Annotated in this window: 20 protein-coding genes, 1 pseudogene and 1 other annotated feature; of the genes and pseudogenes, 3 read left to right on the top strand and 18 right to left on the bottom strand. The window is 40.6% G+C overall.

Translation table 11 applies throughout. The features are described from left to right. Positions 1 to 185: 185 nt before the first annotated feature. The 11 genes from rsmI to SM12261_RS04200 all read right to left on the bottom strand — a co-directional run bounded on the left by rsmI (position 186) and on the right by SM12261_RS04200 (position 10,590). Positions 186 to 1,064 carry a 16S rRNA (cytidine(1402)-2'-O)-methyltransferase gene (rsmI, locus tag SM12261_RS04250; RefSeq protein WP_001166865.1) on the bottom strand — a complete coding sequence of 293 codons (879 nt, stop codon included), beginning with the start codon at positions 1,062 to 1,064 and terminating at the stop codon, positions 186 to 188. Between the two features lie 2 nt (positions 1,065 to 1,066). After that, on the bottom strand, positions 1,067 to 1,384 hold the full coding sequence (gene yabA, locus SM12261_RS04245; RefSeq protein ID WP_000358227.1) for a DNA replication initiation control protein YabA: 318 nt from the start codon (positions 1,382 to 1,384) through the stop codon (positions 1,067 to 1,069). Positions 1,385 to 1,423: 39 nt separating this feature from the next. Then, positions 1,424 to 2,314: a DNA polymerase III subunit delta' gene (locus tag SM12261_RS04240; RefSeq protein ID WP_078228383.1), complete on the bottom strand. Its 891-nt coding sequence runs from the start codon at positions 2,312 to 2,314 to the stop codon at positions 1,424 to 1,426. Continuing rightward, on the bottom strand, positions 2,311 to 2,949 hold the full coding sequence (tmk, locus tag SM12261_RS04235; protein ID WP_000033398.1) for a dTMP kinase: 639 nt from the start codon (positions 2,947 to 2,949) through the stop codon (positions 2,311 to 2,313). The genes SM12261_RS04240 and tmk overlap by 4 nt, the downstream gene beginning before the upstream one ends. Positions 2,950 to 3,177: 228 nt before the next feature. Further along, positions 3,178 to 3,975, bottom strand: coding sequence for a pyrroline-5-carboxylate reductase (gene proC / locus SM12261_RS04230; protein WP_000689679.1), 798 nt, complete (start codon positions 3,973 to 3,975; stop codon positions 3,178 to 3,180). 3 nt (positions 3,976 to 3,978) lie between these two features. Continuing rightward, positions 3,979 to 5,241, bottom strand: coding sequence for a glutamate-5-semialdehyde dehydrogenase (locus SM12261_RS04225; RefSeq protein ID WP_000255279.1), 1,263 nt, complete (start codon positions 5,239 to 5,241; stop codon positions 3,979 to 3,981). Positions 5,242 to 5,250: 9 nt separating this feature from the next. Next, a complete protein-coding gene (gene proB / locus SM12261_RS04220; protein WP_000669647.1) occupies positions 5,251 to 6,360 on the bottom strand; it encodes a glutamate 5-kinase in 1,110 nt (369 codons plus the stop codon). 97 nt (positions 6,361 to 6,457) lie between these two features. After that, positions 6,458 to 8,344: a phosphorylcholine esterase CbpE gene (cbpE, locus tag SM12261_RS04215; RefSeq protein ID WP_000728241.1), complete on the bottom strand. Its 1,887-nt coding sequence runs from the start codon at positions 8,342 to 8,344 to the stop codon at positions 6,458 to 6,460. 2 nt (positions 8,345 to 8,346) lie between these two features. Further along, positions 8,347 to 9,234, bottom strand: a complete 888-nt coding sequence (locus SM12261_RS04210; RefSeq protein ID WP_000403207.1) for an RluA family pseudouridine synthase — start codon at positions 9,232 to 9,234, stop codon at positions 8,347 to 8,349. Continuing rightward, positions 9,224 to 9,685 carry a signal peptidase II gene (lspA, locus tag SM12261_RS04205; RefSeq protein WP_000745686.1) on the bottom strand — a complete coding sequence of 154 codons (462 nt, stop codon included), beginning with the start codon at positions 9,683 to 9,685 and terminating at the stop codon, positions 9,224 to 9,226. Before lspA ends, SM12261_RS04210 begins: the two co-directional genes overlap by 11 nt. Then, positions 9,682 to 10,590, bottom strand: a complete 909-nt coding sequence (locus SM12261_RS04200) for a LysR family transcriptional regulator (RefSeq protein WP_001025689.1) — start codon at positions 10,588 to 10,590, stop codon at positions 9,682 to 9,684. Before SM12261_RS04200 ends, lspA begins: the two co-directional genes overlap by 4 nt. Here SM12261_RS04200 and SM12261_RS09600 point away from each other — a divergent pair. Next, positions 10,583 to 10,657: pseudogene (locus tag SM12261_RS09600) on the top strand (AraC family transcriptional regulator); the annotation flags it as partial. The gene SM12261_RS04200 and the pseudogene SM12261_RS09600 sit on opposite strands and share 8 nt — an antisense overlap. Before the next feature lie 175 nt (positions 10,658 to 10,832). Here SM12261_RS09600 and SM12261_RS04195 read toward each other — a convergent pair. From SM12261_RS04195 to SM12261_RS04175, 5 genes are all read right to left on the bottom strand, one after another. Beyond that, positions 10,833 to 11,252, bottom strand: a complete 420-nt coding sequence (locus SM12261_RS04195) for a DUF5301 domain-containing protein (protein ID WP_169829637.1) — start codon at positions 11,250 to 11,252, stop codon at positions 10,833 to 10,835. A 314-nt stretch (positions 11,253 to 11,566) separates the two neighbouring features. Further along, positions 11,567 to 11,860 (bottom strand): 50S ribosomal protein L27, encoded by a 294-nt coding sequence (gene rpmA / locus SM12261_RS04190; RefSeq protein WP_000916509.1) that lies wholly within the window; start codon positions 11,858 to 11,860, stop codon positions 11,567 to 11,569. Positions 11,861 to 11,876: 16 nt separating this feature from the next. Then, the gene (locus SM12261_RS04185; protein ID WP_000613699.1) at positions 11,877 to 12,221 is read right to left on the bottom strand and encodes a ribosomal-processing cysteine protease Prp; all 345 of its coding nucleotides are present in this window, start codon (positions 12,219 to 12,221) and stop codon (positions 11,877 to 11,879) included. A gap of 15 nt (positions 12,222 to 12,236) precedes the next feature. Further along, positions 12,237 to 12,551 (bottom strand): 50S ribosomal protein L21, encoded by a 315-nt coding sequence (gene rplU / locus SM12261_RS04180; RefSeq protein ID WP_000109141.1) that lies wholly within the window; start codon positions 12,549 to 12,551, stop codon positions 12,237 to 12,239. 36 nt (positions 12,552 to 12,587) lie between these two features. Next, positions 12,588 to 12,675 (bottom strand) — a sequence feature (ribosomal protein L21 leader region). 58 nt (positions 12,676 to 12,733) lie between these two features. After that, positions 12,734 to 13,438, bottom strand: a complete 705-nt coding sequence (locus tag SM12261_RS04175; protein WP_004261388.1) for a YoaK family protein — start codon at positions 13,436 to 13,438, stop codon at positions 12,734 to 12,736. Positions 13,439 to 13,579: 141 nt separating this feature from the next. Between SM12261_RS04175 and SM12261_RS04170 the strand changes: the two genes are divergently transcribed. Next, complete coding sequence (locus SM12261_RS04170; RefSeq protein ID WP_000915854.1) at positions 13,580 to 14,557, top strand: Gfo/Idh/MocA family protein; 978 nt, start codon at positions 13,580 to 13,582, stop codon at positions 14,555 to 14,557. Continuing rightward, positions 14,554 to 15,636: a DEAD/DEAH box helicase gene (locus tag SM12261_RS04165; RefSeq protein ID WP_000791756.1), complete on the top strand. Its 1,083-nt coding sequence runs from the start codon at positions 14,554 to 14,556 to the stop codon at positions 15,634 to 15,636. The genes SM12261_RS04170 and SM12261_RS04165 overlap by 4 nt, the downstream gene beginning before the upstream one ends. Positions 15,637 to 15,787: 151 nt before the next feature. Here the strand turns inward: SM12261_RS04165 and tuf are convergent, their stop codons facing one another. Next, the gene (gene tuf / locus SM12261_RS04160; RefSeq protein WP_001040721.1) at positions 15,788 to 16,984 is read right to left on the bottom strand and encodes an elongation factor Tu; all 1,197 of its coding nucleotides are present in this window, start codon (positions 16,982 to 16,984) and stop codon (positions 15,788 to 15,790) included. Positions 16,985 to 17,190: 206 nt separating this feature from the next. After that, the gene (locus SM12261_RS04155; protein WP_078228379.1) at positions 17,191 to 18,300 is read right to left on the bottom strand and encodes an AI-2E family transporter; all 1,110 of its coding nucleotides are present in this window, start codon (positions 18,298 to 18,300) and stop codon (positions 17,191 to 17,193) included. Positions 18,301 to 18,389: the final 89 nt, after the last annotated feature.

The following is an 18,389-nucleotide window of genomic DNA, read 5'->3' as shown; positions in this document are numbered from 1 at the left end:
CAACCGAACTTGCCTAGCTTTCGAATTTCTTGGCTCAGGCTGAAAAAGTCCACAGGACTTACTTCGCTTTCAAGTTTCTTGGCTCAGGCTGAAAAAGTCCACAGGACTTTTTCACTCCCACAAATCTTTCTAATTTTTTCTTCTACTAGTATAACAAAAAAAGGGAAGAAGGCAAACTTCCCTGTTTAGTCATTTTCTTGATTTTCTTCCCAGTCATGGTAGGCTGCGTAAAGCTGGCTCTTATTCCACTGGTAAAACTTAGCTACTTCCTTAATAGCTTGGTTTTTCTTCATGCCTTGCTGGATGCGAGCTTGGATTTCTGAGAACAAGTCTTCCTCGTCTTTTTTCTCCACATCCTGACTGGCACCTCCAACGATGAGAAGACATTCACCCTTGAGAGGCGTTTCAGAGATGCTTTCTAATAACTCAGAAATGATACCGCGTTGGTATTCTTCATAGATTTTGGTCAATTCTCTAACCAAGACCACCGAGCGGTCACCATAAACTGCTAGCATATTTTCCAACGTATCTGCCACACGATGGGGCGATTCATAGAAAATCTGAGTTTCAGGATAGTCTTTTTTCAAGTCGAAAAATTGCTTTTGCTGGCCTGATTTTCTCGGTAAAAAGCCGTAAAAGATATGTGGCTGTGGCGCTAAACCACTGGCAATCAAGGCAGAAATTCCTGCAGAGGCACCTGGAACAGTCACAACCGCAATTTCTTCCTCAATGGCTGCCTTGACCAAATCATGACCAGGGTCCGAGATACTAGGCAGACCCGCATCGGATACCTGAGCAATACTTTGTCCTGCTTTCAGGAAACCAATCAAATCAGGAATCTTTTCCTTGGCATTGTGCTCATGAAAACTAATCTGCTTGGTGGAAATATCAAAATGCTTGAGCAAAAGCCCTGTATTGCGCGTGTCCTCAGCTGCAATCCAATCTACTTCTTTTAAGGTCTGGATAGCACGAAAGGTCATATCATCTAGATTGCCAATCGGCGTTGCCACTAGATACAGCTTGCCATAGGGAGACTGCCCCTTAAAACTTTTTTGAATCTGCATGCTTACTCCCTGTATAACAACTCGTCACAGAACATACATTCCTCGTCCTGCTCTCGACGTTGTCCATAAAAATCATTACATACGTGAAAACCATCTTTATAAATTCGACGGACACTTTCACGAACATGCTTAGCCTTGACGGGAGCATCTGCTTCCACCTCACCCAAGCGTTCTCGCAACTTACTATTTTCCAAGCGAAGAGCTGTATTTTCCTCTACCAGGCTCTTGAGATTTTTCTTGATGGCTTCCACATCGGCCAAGGTTACCAATAACTGTTGGGAAAAATCATCTAGCGCGTCAAATAATTCTTTTTTGTCCATAAAACAGCCCTTTCCTTTCTTTATCATTCATCTTTGAGTTTATATTTCTTTCAAGACCAGGTATTCCATGGCATTTTGAAAGCTGACATTAGCTTGCCACATTTTTCTAGCTTCTAGCAAATCTTGTAGAATCACTCTTACTCTTGCTTGCAGGAGATCCTCCCGACAGAGGACTTCAAGAATCCGTAAAACCTGATCTTGTTTTTCCTTATCATCTGCCAAGCTAGCTAGTTTGGCAACTTGCAAATAACTTTCTTTTTTCTTAGCCACTAACCAAGTCAGCAGGCGTTCACTTTCATCAACCAAGGTCCAAAAACTTGCCTGATTGGCTAACTTCTCTGCTTCAGCTCGCGATTGACTAAACTGGGCTAGGAGAGTCGCTTTTTTCTTAACCAGTCCCATTTGTTCTAAGAGCAATATCAGCTTCTCTTCTTGTTTTTTAAAGTGGAAAATCTGGGTCCGACTTCGAATTGTCGGTAAAATCTTCTCCTCATCTCTGGTCAAGAAGAAAATATAAACCTCACTCTGGGGTTCTTCGATGACCTTGAGCAGAGAATTAGCTGCGTTAGGATGCATCTTCTCAGCTTGCTCAATAATAAAAACCTGTTGCTGGCTTTCAATCCCTGCTTGGGAAAACTGACCCACTAATTCTCGAATGCGTTCTGTCTTAATGACCTGATTAACTGGTTTAATCAAGGTGACATCGGGAAATTCTCCCTGTTCAATCAGCTTACAATTTCGGCATTTCTCACATGGTAAAACACCTACTTTATCTGTACAAAAGAGGCTCTTAGCTAAAAATTGCGCCATTTCCAAACTTTCAAAGAAACCTGAAAAGAGGTAGGCATGATTGAGCTGGTCTTGTTCTAGGATACGGACAAAGCGGTTAAACTGATCTGGTTGCCAGGCCTTTAGTTGATCTTGTTTCATTTAGCTAATCCCATTCTATCAAACAAGACAGCCTTGGTAGTTTCCACAACTTGCTCCAAAGGAAAACTAGCATCAATCTTGACAATACGACTTCCTTCTTTGTCCAGAAGAGAAAGGTAACCTTGACGGACTTTTTTATGCAAGTCCAATCCTTCCAAGTCCAAACGATTGACCTCACGATTGCTATTAGCAGCAATGCGAGCCAGTCCCTCTTCCACCTCGATGTCAAAATAGAGTGTCAAATCGGGTTTGAGGCCATCTGTCGCAAACTGATTGAGCCAGTCAATGGCGTCAATATTCAAGCCACGACCAAATCCCTGATAGGCAACAGAACTATCGATGAAACGGTCCATAATGACCAACTTACCAGCTTCAAGGGCTGGAAGAACTTTTTCCACCAAATGCTGTCTGCGACTGGCAATATAAAGAAGTAACTCTGTCTTCGCATCCATCTGAGTATGACTTGGGTCCAAAATCACTTCCCGAATCTTCTCCCCAATCAAGACTCCGCCAGGTTCACGGGTCGTCAGCACCTCTACTCCTTTTTCCTCTAAAATTGGTAGCAGAGTCTCTAAAACACTGGTCTTTCCTGCTCCCTCTGGTCCCTCAAGAGAGACTAAAAATCCTTTTGACATGTCTAACTCATTTCTTTTTTACTACTTCTATTCTATCAAAAAATAGGGGTTTGTGACAATCTTTTTTGTCTTCTCATTTAATACTCAATGAAAATCAAAGAGCAAACTAGGAAGCTAGCCGCAGGTTGCTCAAAACACTGTTTTGAGGTTGCAGATGGAATCTGACGCAGTTTGAAGAGATTTTCGAAGAGTATCAGCCACCATAAAAGAGGCAGACAAAACTACCTCTTATTTACCTAATTCTTGTGTTCGTTTGTAGGCTTGACCAACTGCCTCCATGACCGTTCCTCTAAAAGCATGCGCTTCTAAGCTCGCTACACCAGCAATAGTCGAACCTCCTGGGCTGCAGACTTGGTCTTTCAATACTCCAGGATGCTCTTGGCTTTCTAGGACCAATTGACCAGCTCCTACCACTGTTTGAGCCGCCATTTTCAATGCTGTCTCTCGTGGCAATCCAGTCTGAACACCTGCATCTGCCAAGGCCTCAATAAAGAGATAGACAAAGGCCGGCCCACAACCTGCAAGACCTGTCGCCGCGTCGATTAAGCCTTCCCCAAGTTCAACCAAGAGGCCAGCCTTGCTTAAAAGCTGACAAAATAGCTCACTGTCCTCAGCCCTGCAATTAGGAGACAAGGCATAACTAATCACTCCTTGCCCGATAGAAGCAGGGGTATTCGGCATCATACGAATAATTCGGTGTTGACTTGGCAGAAGATTAGCGAGTTTTTCCAAAGTCAATCCAGCTGCCATCGAAATCAAAAGAAGACTCCCTCGTTTTTCAAGAATGGTCTGATATTGAGAAAGCAAGTCTGAGAACTGAGCTGGCTTAACACCTAGAAAAATCACATCTGCTTCTGCAAAGATTTCTTCATTGCTAGAAGCTTGACCGCCAAAGTCGGCAATGAAAGCATCCACCTTGGCTTGACTGCGATTGGCAAGGAGAAGGTCATCACCCGTCTTGGCCTGCAAAACAGCCTTGGCCAAGCTAGCTCCCATATTTCCCAAACCAATAAATCCAATCTTCATTTTTTACTCCCTTATCTGTCCGTCACCAGTAACCACATACTTGTAGCTGGTCAATTCTTTCAAGCCCATTGGACCACGCGCGTGCAGTTTTTGAGTAGAAATTCCCATTTCACAACCCAGACCAAATTGGCCACCATCGGTGAAACGCGTTGAGGCATTGACATAGACTGCTGCAGAGTCTACTTGATCTGTAAAGTAAGCTGCAACTTCAGCATTCTCCGTCACAATGGCATCCGAATGATGGGTACTGTGGGTTTCAATATGAGCAACTGCTTCTTCTAAACTGCTCACAACCTTAACAGCTAGTACATAGTCTAAAAACTCGGTGTCAAAGTCTTGGGCCTCAGCTACTCGACCTGAAACAAACTGACTTGCTGTGCTATCTACACGGAATTGAATTGGCTCCAGTCCAGCTTCCTTGCGCTCTGCAACTAGAACTTGCTCCAAGCGAGGAAGGAAGCTTGCTGCTTTGTCTTCATGAACAAGTAGAACCTCCATGGCATTGCAGACAGAAGGACGACTAGTTTTGGCATTGTTGATGATAGACAGTGCCTTGTCCTCATCTGCGTCCTTATCGACATAAACATGGACAATCCCAGTTCCTGTCTCGATAACTGGTACAATAGCATTTTCAACCACTGCATTGATCAAACCAGCCCCTCCACGAGGAATGAGCAGGTCTAGATAGCCCTTGGCCTTCATCATAGCATAGCTACTTTCACGGCTGGTATCTTCCACTAGTTGAATCACATCTGGATGAATGGTCGTTGTCTCCAAACCCTTCTTCAAGGCTGTGACAATGGCATGGGCCGTTTGATAGGCATCCTTACCACTACGAAGAACAACTGCATTTCCACTTTTAAGAGCCAAAGCAGCCGCATCAGACGTCACATTTGGACGGCTTTCATAGATTATACCAATAACTCCCATAGCTACACGTTTCTTGGTGATAACCAAGCCATTTTCAAGCTGACTTGTTTCCAAAACTTCACCGATTGGATCTGGTAAAGCAACCACTTCACGAATCCCGGTTGCCATTGCTTCTATACGACTTGCATCCAAATAAAGACGATCCAGCATTACATCTGAGATTTTACCCTTAGCAGCTTCCATATCAAGGGCATTGGCTGCTAAAATTTCCTCAGTAGCTGCTAATAAGTGATCAGCCATGGCTAGCAAGGCTTGGTTTTTCACCTCTTCACTAGCTGTGTTAATCGATTTTTTAACAGCCTGTACCTGTTCAAATTGTTCTTGTGTACTTACCATAATTTACCTCTAAAATTCTGTAAAGAGTAGTTGGATTTCAGGAGTAATGGAAATCCAATCGTCACGGTGAATCAAGACACCTTTGGCTTTTTGAGAACGCAACATATCCTCCAAAGCAGATGCTCCAAATTGCACGCGTCCTTTTCCAAGTGATTTTCCACTTTCCTTGTCAAATACTGTCACAATATCACCGTAAGAAAAGGCCCCTTCTGCGTCAACTACACCAGATAAGAGAAGACTCTTTCCATGTTGGGAGAGAGCTTCTGCAGCCCCTTTATCAACCCAAATAGAACCCTGACTCTGAGCATAGAATGCAAGCCATTGTTTCTGGGTACGAAGTCCCTTCTCTTGCGCAACAAAGTAAGAACCATCCTTGGTCTCCTCAGCCGCCTCAATCATAGCATCTGCCTTCAAGGATGAGCAGATATAAACAGGAACTCCTGATTCTGTCGCAATAGTTGCAGCCTTGATTTTGGTTAGCATGCCCCCAGTTCCATTTGACGAGCCAGCTCCACCAGCCATATCAATAATCTCACGATTGATGGTCTCGATTTTCTCCAAGCGTTTGGCTTTTGGATCTGAATTAGGATTTCCAGTATAGAGACCGTCCACATCTGTCAAGAGGACTAAAAGGTCTGCTTGGACCATGGCCGCTACCTGGGCACTAAGAGTGTCATTGTCCCCAACCTTGAGCTCATCAATAACGACACTGTCATTCTCGTTGATGATAGGAATTGCCCCACGACTAAGTAGAACTGACAAAGCCTGATGGGCATTTTTATAACGGCGCTTATCCACAAAGTCATCCTGGGTCAGCAAGATTTGTGCAGAAACGATTTGGCGCAAGAGAAGGTTGGTCGTGTATTCTTCCAACAAAAGCCCTTGTCCTACCGCTGCTGAGGCCTGTTTATCAGCAATCTTAGTCGGACGCTTTTTAAATCCTAAGGCTCCAAAACCAGCAGCAATGGCACCCGACGACACCAAAATCAACTCATGACCAGCTTCGTGCAACATAGCCAATTGCTGGGTAATAGCCTTTACCTTACTACGTGATAAACTTCCATCCTCATTCGTCAGAGAAGAAGTCCCCACCTTAAAGACAATCCGTTTGAATTTCATAGTCTCACTCCGATTCTTCATATTTATCCATTATAACATGAATGGCAGGAAATAGAAAAGAGTTGATAGGAAAAAGAAGGCCCTAAAACCTTCTTTTTTACTGCTGTTCTGATTCCGATTTATTTGCACTTGTTTCAGTGCTTTGTGAAGTTGAAGAAGTCAAATCTTGACTAGTTGAAGAACTTGTAATACTTTCGTGTTGACTCGTTTCTTTATTTTCAAGATCTTTTTTCACTACTTCATTGGATTCTTTTATTTCTGAGTTACTTGTATCTCTAGTTGTAGCAGATTTCTCTACCGGAACATCCACTAACCAGGCACCACTTGAATCAACAGTATAGCCTTCTGGTGTCTTACCGTTCACAAGTAATTGACCATTTTCTTTCAAGAAGTACCATTTATCCTTGTCTTTAATCCAACCAACAGCTCGTGAACCGTCTTCCTTATAGAAATACCAATCATTTGCCTTTTTAAGCCAGCCTTGCTTCATAGCTCCTGATTCTTCTAGATAGTAATGATGACCAGAAACTTCTATCTCGCCTGTCTTCATGGTACCAGTAGAATCCATATAGTACCAGGTTTCTTTATCTTTTACCCAGCCCGTTTTCATTTCCCCTGATTGAGCAAAATAGTACCATTGTCCATCAATCTTACGCCATCCTGTTATCATATCCCCATCATTTGATAGATAATAGGTCTGACCGCCAGTATTAAGCCAACCAGTCTCTATCTGATTTTCTTTGTTGAAATAATACCAGCTTCCATTGATTTTCTTCCAATTTTTAGCAGATGCACCAGAGTCTGTCAAATAGAACCAACGATTGTTCCATTTTTTCCATTGATTCTGTAACAAGATACCCGTTTGGTTGAAGTAATACCATTCACCCTTGATTTCATTCCAACCAACTGCATATTCTCCTGTAGAGTCAGGCGCTTGATACCACCAGTTTCCATAAGCACTCTTATGCCAACCAGCTTGAAAACTTGGAATCTGCTTGTAAGAAGTTGAAATATTGACAAAACCATCTTGTCGAATATCAAAAACTGTCGCATCATAGTCTTTGCTGGCTGCGTTAATTCTCTCAATTCCTCGTTCTTTGAGCCAATTGACATACTCACTATCAACACCATTTTTCCAAGGTAAACTATCCGAAGTTTGAACAATCAAACTCGGACTCAAATTTTTAATGAAATCCTTGGTGTTTGATTTATTGGTATCATAGTGATGATTAAACTTCATCAAATCAACTTTTCCAATGAGAGGACCATACTTGTCTTCTGCTCCATGAGCATTATCCAAATCTCCTCCGAGGTAAATTTTCTTACCATTGACTTTCACTACACTAATCAAAGAATTAGAATTGTCATCCCAAATTTTCTTTAATTCACCTGATGAATCAGTTTCATTTTCATAGTTATAGAGTTGAATATCCATGTCCCCAAACTGAAAATGAGCATCTCCTTGTGTAATGTTTTGAATAACTGAAACACCTTTTTCTGCAGAAGTCTGTAAAACCTTATCATAGCCATACAGATTATCCCATAGATGAGTTGGTGTTGTAATCCGACTATCAGAGTATTTTTTCATGTAGATACGACCAACTGGATAGGTTTGCAGTAACTCATCAACGTTTCCAATATGGTCACTATGGGTATGGGTTACCAAAATAAAATCAAGTTTTTGGACACCCAATTCCTTTAAATGTCGCGAAACACGATCTGTCAGAACATGCTTATAAGATGTTTCAATTCCTTCTCTCCATGGGTAACGAGAATCACTTCCATCTGGGAAATCATAATCTTCTCCTGTATCCACCATGGCAAAATGTCCATTACTTTCAAGAATGATCGCATCACTGCCACCTTCCTGAACATTTATAAAGTGGATTTTATTTCCTGAACTTTCTTGAGCTTGAACATTCCCATGAAATGACAAGCATAAAAAAGCACCTGCAAGTGCTAAACTAGTTAATTTCTTTTTCATTCTTACTTTCTCAATCTCTCCAATGTTTCCTTAAAAATCTCTGGGATATCTGCTGTAAATTCCATGGTCTCACCTGTTCTCGGATGGGTAAAGCCTAGAGTCTTGGCATGGAGAAATTGTCCATGTCCTTTCAAAGTCTTGCGAGGACCATAGACCTCATCACCAGCGACTGGATGGCCAATATAAGCCATGTGAACACGGATTTGATGAGTGCGTCCTGTCTCTAGCTGCAACTCTACCAAGCTGTAATCACCAAAACGTTCCAAGACGTGGAAACGGGTCACTGCAGGCTTCCCTTTAGCAGTCACAGCCTGTTTCTTACGGTCTTTTTCACTACGGCCAATCGGAGCTTCAATCACACCACGATCATTAGGCAGATTTCCATGAACAATAGCCCAATATTTTCGGAGAGACTTTTTATCCTTGAGTTCTTGGGCAAGTGCTAGATGCGCCTCATCGTTTTTAGCAATCATGAGAAGGCCAGACGTATCCTTATCAATACGATGAACAATTCCTGGGCGTAGAACCCCATTGATACCCGACAAGTCCTTAATATGATACATAAGGGCATTTACTAGAGTTCCACTAGTATGACCAGCACTCGGATGCACCACCATCCCCTGAGGTTTGTTAACGACGGCCACATCCTCATCTTGGTAGATGATATCTAGCGGAAGATTCTCAGCCACATACTCTAAGACCTCCGGCTCTGGTACATGGTAAGTGACGATATCACCCTCTTGAACTGTGTATTTAGCTTTCTTGACTTGACCATTAACCAAGACCTGTCCTGATTTGATTTGTTCATTCGCGAGACTACGTGATAATTCTGTCAAATCCGACAAAGCCTTATCTAAACGCAGGCCACCAGTTTCAATTTTAATTTCCATTTATTTCCTCTTTTAGCATTGCAATCAATAAAATAATCACTCCAACAGTCAGATAGCTATCTGCCACATTGAAAATTGCAAAATTGATAAAGTCCAAGTGAAACATATCCACAACAAAGCCCTGACTTACCCTGTCAATAAAGTTTCCAAGACCACCTGCGATAATCAAGGTCAAACCCAAGACCATCCAGAATGAGTCCTCCATGTGTTTATGTAGATACCAAATGGCACCTACCACGACAACCAGGGTAATGACAGCGAATAACAACTGCTGATCTTGTAAGATAGAAAAGGCTGCACCTCGATTTTGCAGGTAGGTCAAACTAACGAAATTGGGAATCCAAGAGCGTACTTCACCCAGTGGAATCTGCTGGACGATATAGGATTTTACCAACTGATCAAGCCCAATCAAAAGTAGTACAATGACTGCCACTATTCCTCTTTTTTTCATGATTTCCTCTTCTGATTAAAATATTCTTGCATGACTTCTACAAAGAGAGTCCCAGCTTGACTCAGCTCCACTTCTTCACGTTTAACATAGACCATGCGATTATCTAGGTTATCCTTGAGACGAATGACTGTAATCCCATTGACACTGTCACTATCTAAAAATCCGGAACCTGTTGCATAAGCGTCCGTCCGCTCCAAAATACCATTCAAAGTAGCACGGTCTGTCACATTGAACATCTGCGAGCTCGCACTGGTATCAACAAAGTTCTCTGAATAATAAAGGTACTCGTCTTTTTCTTGAGTGAAACGAACCGTTGGTAGATCAGCTAAATCCTCCATAACCAATTCCTCTTTCTGAGCCAAAGGATGCCCCTCGCGGAGATAAATGTGGGTATGGAAGGAAATCAATTCAATGATCTCCAGACCTAGCTTTTCAACCCGTTGCATAATACCTTTTTTATTTTGATTGTTGAGGTAGATAATCCCGATCTCACTATGCCCTTGCGCTACTTCATCTAAAATTTGAACAGTAGTTGATTCAAAAATACGAAAGTTCTTATAATCAGGATAGCGCTCTGAAAAGGCCGTAATGGTTGGTGGCAAGAAGTCATAGTGCTGACTAGCAATGGAAAATTCATCCTTTTCTTCCTCAGGATTGGCATACTGATTTTGAAAAATATCAAATCCTTTAACCAATTCTTGCGCTTTTTCATAAAATTCCATACCACGACGAGTCAAGAAAGTCCCTGAGCTGGTCCGACGGAAAATCTTAAAGCCCAACTCTTTTTCCAAATCACGAACAGAAATAGACAGACTCGGCTGACTAACATACATCTTTTCAGCAGCTTCACGAAAAGTACCGCTATTCGCAATAGCCACAACATAGCGTAATTGTTGAATGTTCATCTTCTACCCCCAACTTCTTTATCTTTTCATTATACCATATTTTAGAAGTTTTCCAAAAAGGAAAAAAGTCTGGAAATTTTCAAGTCTAAGCGAATACTCTAATACCCCAATACAAGAATTAGAATGATATCTTTTTTCAGTCCTCATTTTATTTCAAACAAATAAAAACAGCAAATCTTGTTGATTTACCGTTTAAAACATGATACAAGAAAACTCTCTAAAAATTTCTTTTATTCTATAAATCAACTAGAATAAGCTTCTTCAACCCTATTCGCTATATCTGGACTTACCTCCCAAATCCCAACATAGGGTTGCTCAATATACTGTTTTTCTTTCATAGTATATAGATAGGCTACACTATCATTTTCTTCATTCTGATGAGTGAATTTGATAATGATGTAATCTTTAACATTTGTCGGTTGATCATTGAAACTCTCCAAAGTTGTAGATTTGGACTGTTTCTGTATCTCCTCAATCAATTTTGAGATTTCTTCTCTCTTGGTTATAGTTTTAATATCTTCAGAGATTGTTTTCTGCAGGGAAATTACAGAGATCGTTTCAGGTTCAGGAAGAATAAGTTTTTTGTTACTAACGCAAGCAGATAAAACAAGAAAAGAGATTGAACAGACTATCATTATGATAATTTTTTCATATAGGCTCACTCCTTTCCATATTCCTGCTTCCTTACTCAGATACAATTATAATATCAAATCTTAGCAATTTTTACAATATCTTATTCCCTTATAACATTCATTACTGTAAAAGGCTCACATTCCACTATTTTATAATTGTATCTAAAAGACAAAGTAGCCGACAAGTTCGCTTCTTACATTGGTTTTTAAAATATGGGTATCAGCGTGGGTATCAAAATAAAAAAATAGGCTCTCCGAAAACTCGGAAAGCCTTAGTTTATGCTACTTCTAGCTTCCTCGCCTTTATATTCAAGGCTCGGGATAAAAAGGTTCACTGGACCTTTTTATTTAGCGATTGGGTAAACAGAAACTTGTTTTTTATCGCGTCCTTTACGTTCAAAGCGTACTACGCCTTCAACTTTAGCGAACAAAGTATCGTCTCCACCACGTCCAACGTTTACACCTGGGTAGATGTGTGTACCACGTTGACGGTAAAGGATAGATCCACCTGTTACAGTTTGTCCGTCAGCTGCTTTAGCTCCAAGACGTTTCGCTTGTGAATCACGTCCGTTTGATGTAGAACCTCCACCTTTTTTGTGGGCGAAAAGTTGCAAGTTGTTAAGAGTCATTTTTAACATAATGTTTTCCTCCGTGTTAGTTTTCTGTGATAACTCTGGTTTGGACGAACTCAGAAGAGTTCTCCGATAAGTTTGCCATACCTAAGAAAAATGATTCAAAGAATAACTGGGTCATTTCTCTCTGGTGTGAAGGAAGATCTTTTGGAATTTCAACCATCAGATAGCCACCTTCATCTTCGTTTAATTCTAGGATTGGTTCATAGCCTGCAAATTTCTCAATAGAATTGATAAAGTTAATGGCAAGCGTAGAAACCGATGCACACACGACATCTAAGCCGTATTCGCCACTCTCGGCGTGTCCAGTAATTTCCGCACTCCTCAGCTCGCCATCTTCGGCTCTCTCAAAGACTGCTTGTATCATGTGTTCTCCTTAAAATTAAGCGTTGATTGCGTTGATGACAACTTTAGTATATGGTTGACGGTGACCTTGTTTACGGTGGCTACCTTTTTTAGGTTTGTACTTGTAAGTAACAACTTTCTTTTGTTTTCCTTGTTTTTCAACAGTTCCAACTACAGTAGCTCCAGCAACAAGTGGAGTTCCGACAACAGTGTTTTCACCACCAACAAGAACAACTTCGTTAAAAGTAACTTCTTGACCAGCTTCAACGTTCAATTTTTCAACGTAAACTGCTTGACCAACTTCAACTTTAACTTGTTTTCCGCCAGTTTTGATAATTGCGTATGTGCTCATTATGCACCTCCTATGATTTTTATGGGTTTCCCCGAATTTTTTGTGAAGACTCGCCTAGCATCGTGGGACAAACCACTTAAACTTGAATAATCAAGCAACGATGTTCGTGCGGTTGCACAGGATCGTGCATAGTCAACTCTTCAAGTATAGCATATCTCCTATTTTCTTACAAGTAATAACACCTAAAATGAAGCTTTTTCTTTTACTTTTTTCTGCCAAGAGGCAAAAAGCATGCTGAGGTAAAAAATGCTCATCATAATAGGAACACCAAGAATGGTCTTTTCATGATAGAAAATCGTCAAATAAGCTGAAAAGACAACGCCAAGGACAAAACTACTAAGCAGGCTAACAAAGATAATCCCTTCACGTAAAAAAGGAGTGTGCTTGGTCCGAAAATAATCTCCAAAAGCCAGCATGGTCCGTTTGATATTCCCTGTCATAAACGCGTTATTATAGGCAATACCCGAAACCTCACCAAAAGCAGTTGTCACCAAGCCCATACAAAAGGCTAATGGCGGTACTAGATAGATATTATCTACAGTTTGCGGCACAAAACCAATAATGATTGATAAGATTGCCAAAGGAATCAGTGACAGAATTGGCTTTTTCACAATTCTCAATTTTTCCTTATAAATCGTTAGTAAAAAGACCCCCATCATAAAAGCTAGCAAGGTCATTACTTTGGCACTAGCATCTGAAACATTGTGTTGAATGAGCCCCACTGATAGAAAGACGACATTCCCAGTTTGTCCAGCTACAAGAGTATTCCCTCGCACAATAAAAGTATAGGCGTCTACATATCCTGCACAAAAAGTCAAAAAAAGCGCTAGCCTCTTAGACTGACGTGATATTTTTCTTATAGGTAATAACCTCATTTTCCCTCCCATTTCATTTACTCATCTCATTATTGTACCACTTTCTTTGGAAAAGACCTAGTAGATTATTTGAAATTTTTTCCCCTCTGTTGGATAGTCCCGTCTATCTATGTTATAATGAAAGAAGGATTTGAAATCGGAAAAGGAGTCACTATGCTTAAATTAGGTATCATCGGAACAGGGGCTATCAGCCACCACTTCATAGAAGCAGCCCATTCCAGTGGAGAATACAAGCTGGTCGCAATCTATTCTAGAAAACTAGAAACTGCGGCAACCTTTGCTTCTCGCTATCAGAATATCCAACTCTTTGATCAAGTAGAGGACTTCTTCAAGAGCTCCTTTGATGTGGTCTATATTGCTAGCCCAAACTCCTTGCATTTTGTTCAAGCCAAGGCTGCCTTGTCTGCTGGTAAGCACGTCATTCTTGAAAAGCCAGCTGTCACTCATCCACAAGAATGGCTAGATTTGAGACATACAGCTGAGAAAAATCACTGTTTTATCTTCGAAGCGGCACGGAACTACCATGAAAAAGCTTTCACTATCATCAAAAACTTTTTAGCAGACAAACTAATTTTGGGAGCAGATTTCAACTATGCCAAGTATTCTTCCAAAATGCCTAACTTGTTGGCTGGACAGACACCAAATGTCTTTTCAGATCGTTTTGCTGGTGGAGCTCTTATGGATTTGGGGATTTATCCCCTCTACGCTGCCGTTCGTCTCTTTGGAAAAGCTAAGGATGTGACCTATCAGGCTCAACAGCTTGACAATAGCATTGACCTAAATGGCGATGGCATCCTCTTCTACCCAGACTTTCAAGTTCACATCAAGGCTGGGAAAAACATCACTTCCAATCTTCCTTGCGAAATTTACACAACAGATGGAACCTTGACTCTCAACACGATTGAGCATGTTCGCTCGGCTATTTTTACCGACCATCAAGGCAATCAAGTCCAACTCCCTATCCAACAGGCTCCTCATACAATGACTGAGGAAGTCGCTGCATTTGCACACATGATCCAGCAACCAGATCTGAATCTCTACCAAACTTGGTTGGAAGATGCAAGTTTTGTTCATGAACTACTATTTACCATGCGCCAGACTGCTGGCATTAGATTTGAGGCAGAAAAATGAAAAACAAACTACCGACTGAATGGCAAGAACTGAGTGACCAACTCGGTTTCCAAGAATTCACTCCCATTCAAACCCAACTATTTGAGCCCCTTCTTGCTGGAGAAAACCTCCTAGGAGTGAGCCCAACAGGAACTGGTAAGACCCTAGCTTACCTTCTACCAAGTCTTCTCAGACTACAAAAGAAAAAAAACCAACAACTCTTGATTCTAGCACCAAATACTGAGCTTGCTGGACAGATTTTTGATGTATGTAAAACGTGGGCTGAAGCTATCTGCTTAACTACCCAACTCTTCTTATCAGGTTCGAGTCAAAAACGTCAAATTGAACGACTCAAAAAAGGACCAGAAATTCTGATTGGAACCCCTGGCCGTATCTTTGAACTGATTAAATTGAAAAAAATCAAGATGATGAATGTGGAAACCATCATCCTGGATGAATTCGACCAATTACTAGATGATTCTCAGATACACTTTGTCGAGAAAATTACTCACTACGCACCTCGTGACCACCAACTTGTCTATATGAGTGCGACAACCAAGTTTGACCAAAAGAAGATTGCGCCTAACACACGTACCATTAATCTCTCTGATCAAAAACTGGACAACATCCAGCACTTCTACATGCAGGTAGAGCAACGTCACCGAGTGGATATGCTACGAAAACTGGCTCATGTAGAGGATTTCCGTGGTCTAGTCTTCTTTAACAGCCTATCAGACCTTGGAAGTGCAGAAGAAAAACTACAATATCGGGATATCCTGGCTGTTTCCCTCGCTAGTGATGTCAATGTCAAATTTAGAAAAGTCATCTTAGAAAAGTTTAAAGACAAGCAACTAACCCTACTTCTTGCAACAGACCTTCTGGCACGTGGAATTGATATCGATAGCCTAGAATGTGTCGTAAACTTTGATGTTCCTAGAGATATTGAAACCTACACTCACCGTGCTGGCCGTACAGGTCGCATGGGTAAAGAAGGCTATGTTATCACTCTCGTCACTCATCCAGAAGAAATCAAAAAACTCAAAAAGTTTGCAAGCGTACGTGAAATTGTCTTGAAAAACCAAGAACTCTATATCAGATAAAGCTCCGTTTGCTCTATGCCCATCAAGTGTATAGAGCTTTTTTGTGTACAATTCTTCAATTTTAGTTCAATATCAGAAAAAAAGAACCTTGCATAGCAAGATTCTTTTAGTGTCTGACTTAAATAATTGTTCTTCTGGGAACTAAATCGAATTAAGCTTCGATTTCTGTAACCATACCTGAACCAACAGTACGTCCACCCTCACGGATAGAGAATGTAGTACCTTGTTCTACGGCGATTGGGTGGATCAACTCAACGTCGATTGTCACGTTATCACCAGGCATTACCATTTCAGTACCTGCTGGAAGTTCGATTGAACCTGTAACGTCAGTAGTACGGAAGTAGAATTGTGGACGGTAGTTGTTGAAGAATGGAGTGTGACGTCCACCTTCTTCTTTAGTAAGGATGTAAACTTCACCTTTGAATTTAGTGTGTGGGTTGATTGAACCTGGTTTAGCAATAACTTGTCCACGTTCGATTTCATCACGTTGAACACCACGAAGAAGGACACCTACATTATCTCCGGCAAGACCTTCGTCAAGTTGTTTACGGAACATTTCAACACCAGTAACAACTGCTTTTTGAGTTTCTTCTTTGATACCAACGATTTCGATTTCGTCGTTGACTTTAACGATACCACGGTCGATACGTCCTGAAGCAACTGTACCACGACCAGTGATTGAGAATACGTCTTCGACTGGAAGAAGCAATGGTTTGTCAGTGTCACGTTCTGGTTCTGGGATGTACTCATCAACTGTGTTCATCAATTCCATAACGATGTCTTCGTATTTAGTGTCACCTTCAAGGGCTTTAAGAGCTGAACCTTGGATAACTGGAAGATCGTCACCTGGGAAGTCGTATTCTGACAATAGGTCACGGATTTCCATTTCAACCAATTCAAGCAATTCTTCGTCGTCAACCAAGTCAACTTTGTTCATGAAGACGATAAGGTGTTTAACACCAACCTGACGTGAAAGAAGGATGTGCTCACGAGTTTGTGGCATTGGTCCGTCAGTTGAAGCTACTACAAGGATAGCTCCGTCCATTTGAGCGGCACCAGTGATCATGTTTTTAACATAGTCCGCGTGTCCTGGAGCGTCGATGTGAGCGTAGTGACGTTTTTCAGTTTCGTACTCAACGTGCGCAGTGTTGATTGTGATACCACGTTCGCGTTCTTCTGGAGCAGCATCGATAGACGCATAGTCTTTAGGTTGGTTAACAGCTGAAGGCAAGCGACGTGCCAAAACAGTTGTGATAGCTGCTGTCAAAGTAGTTTTACCGTGGTCAACGTGTCCGATAGTACCAATGTTAACGTGTGGTTTACTACGATCGTATTTTTCTTTTGCCATTTGAGTAAAAGCCTCCAATAAAATATATTTTATAGATAGACAGTAGGCAATACAGTCTAACTTTCCTTACTATTTTATCAAATTTCAGCTAAATTGCAAGTGTTTTACAAAGTTTTTGTGAATTATTCTTAATCTGCTAATCTAAACGGTAATTCTACTCCTATCACTTCTTTAATGAAAAAGAAAAATCAGGAATTTCCTGACTTTTACTTAGCTAATTCTCTTTCTCGTTCTTTCATTATTTTATGATTTTCATACAAGCGTGATAAAAACTTAGAAATTTCTTTTAAGATAGAATAGGTTGGTACTGCGACAATCATACCAATGACACCATAGATATTACTTGATAACAAAAGTAATACTAAAATCGTAATTGGATGAACCTTCATCACACCACCAACGATTCGAGGGTAAAGAATATTTCCATCCACTTGTTGAATAATCAGCATATAAACAACTGCAATCAGCATTCTATGAGGATCAGTAAAGACATTAGCGATAATCATCGGAATCAAACCAATACTTGGGCCTACATAAGGAATGAGATTGGCTAATCCTGAAAAGATAGCGAAGACCAAAGCGTATTTCAAACCGATTACGCTATATCCGATAAAGGCCAAACAACCAATAATAATCGCATCAATAGCAACTCCACTAATATATCGAGCAATTGTAGTATTCAAATTTTTTAAAAGACCTGTAATATGCAACTTGTCTCGCTTTAAAACAGTACGTTCAAGCATCGGCAAGAACTTGTGACCATCTAACAAAAAATAAATTAAAAATACAGGGGTCATGATAATAATCAAAACAGTACTAAAGAGCGCAGATAGGACACTTCCAACACTATTCGTTACACTATTTAGGATATTCTGTAGAATATCTACATAGGAGAGATTTAACTGTTGAATCGTCGCTTGAATATCTAAATTTTGAAAGGCTGGATAAGTAGATAAATCCACAATCAAATCTTGCAAACGACTATAAATTGTCTGACTTGTTGCAATCAAACTTGTCAGCTGATTAATCAAAATCGGTAAGAGATAGACTACCCCAATAACTAGCCCCCAAACCAAGGCGCACAAGGTTAGTAGAATACCAATGATACGGTTAATTTTGAAATACTTTTGTAAAAAATTTACAATAGGATTGGTCAAATAATATAAAAAACCACCTAAAAGAAAGGGAATCATTATAGTGTTTGCAACGCTTACAAAAGGTGTAATAATCGCTCCCATCTCTCTCCATAAATAAAAGATAATGGTTAATAGTAAAATCTCACTGGTCCAAAAAAATAATTTATTCTTACGAAACATGAGGTACCTCCATTCATCTATTTTACCACACTTTCAAAAAAGCTTCTTTCTTATATCATGAAACTGGGAATATTTTTTTCTTTATGATA

The organism is Streptococcus mitis NCTC 12261 (assembly GCF_000148585.2).
In the GTDB taxonomy this organism is placed as follows: Bacteria; Bacillota; Bacilli; order Lactobacillales; family Streptococcaceae; genus Streptococcus; species Streptococcus mitis.
This window is presented reverse-complemented; position numbering and strand designations above follow the sequence as displayed.

Bases quoted from the DNA above. Each gene is read 5' to 3' on its own strand.
- proB (WP_000669647.1), bottom strand. From the start codon at position 6,360: ATGAAATTCAAACGGATTGTCTTTAAGGTGGGGACTTCTTCTCTGACG.
- SM12261_RS04200 (WP_001025689.1), bottom strand. From the start codon at position 10,590: ATGAACATTCAACAATTACGCTATGTTGTGGCTATTGCGAATAGCGGT.
- SM12261_RS04170 (WP_000915854.1), top strand. From the start codon at position 13,580: ATGCTTAAATTAGGTATCATCGGAACAGGGGCTATCAGCCACCACTTC.
- rsmI (WP_001166865.1), bottom strand. From the start codon at position 1,064: ATGCAGATTCAAAAAAGTTTTAAGGGGCAGTCTCCCTATGGCAAGCTG.
- SM12261_RS04165 (WP_000791756.1), top strand. From the start codon at position 14,554: ATGAAAAACAAACTACCGACTGAATGGCAAGAACTGAGTGACCAACTC.
- rplU (WP_000109141.1), bottom strand. From the start codon at position 12,551: ATGAGCACATACGCAATTATCAAAACTGGCGGAAAACAAGTTAAAGTT.
- SM12261_RS04210 (WP_000403207.1), bottom strand. From the start codon at position 9,234: ATGGAAATTAAAATTGAAACTGGTGGCCTGCGTTTAGATAAGGCTTTG.
- SM12261_RS04240 (WP_078228383.1), bottom strand. From the start codon at position 2,314: ATGAAACAAGATCAACTAAAGGCCTGGCAACCAGATCAGTTTAACCGC.
- rpmA (WP_000916509.1), bottom strand. From the start codon at position 11,860: ATGTTAAAAATGACTCTTAACAACTTGCAACTTTTCGCCCACAAAAAA.
- lspA (WP_000745686.1), bottom strand. From the start codon at position 9,685: ATGAAAAAAAGAGGAATAGTGGCAGTCATTGTACTACTTTTGATTGGG.
- yabA (WP_000358227.1), bottom strand. From the start codon at position 1,384: ATGGACAAAAAAGAATTATTTGACGCGCTAGATGATTTTTCCCAACAG.
- SM12261_RS04155 (WP_078228379.1), bottom strand. From the start codon at position 18,300: ATGTTTCGTAAGAATAAATTATTTTTTTGGACCAGTGAGATTTTACTA.
- cbpE (WP_000728241.1), bottom strand. From the start codon at position 8,344: ATGAAAAAGAAATTAACTAGTTTAGCACTTGCAGGTGCTTTTTTATGC.
- tuf (WP_001040721.1), bottom strand. From the start codon at position 16,984: ATGGCAAAAGAAAAATACGATCGTAGTAAACCACACGTTAACATTGGT.
- tmk (WP_000033398.1), bottom strand. From the start codon at position 2,949: ATGTCAAAAGGATTTTTAGTCTCTCTTGAGGGACCAGAGGGAGCAGGA.
- SM12261_RS04225 (WP_000255279.1), bottom strand. From the start codon at position 5,241: ATGGTAAGTACACAAGAACAATTTGAACAGGTACAGGCTGTTAAAAAA.
- proC (WP_000689679.1), bottom strand. From the start codon at position 3,975: ATGAAGATTGGATTTATTGGTTTGGGAAATATGGGAGCTAGCTTGGCC.
- SM12261_RS04185 (WP_000613699.1), bottom strand. From the start codon at position 12,221: ATGATACAAGCAGTCTTTGAGAGAGCCGAAGATGGCGAGCTGAGGAGT.
- SM12261_RS04175 (WP_004261388.1), bottom strand. From the start codon at position 13,438: ATGGGAGGGAAAATGAGGTTATTACCTATAAGAAAAATATCACGTCAG.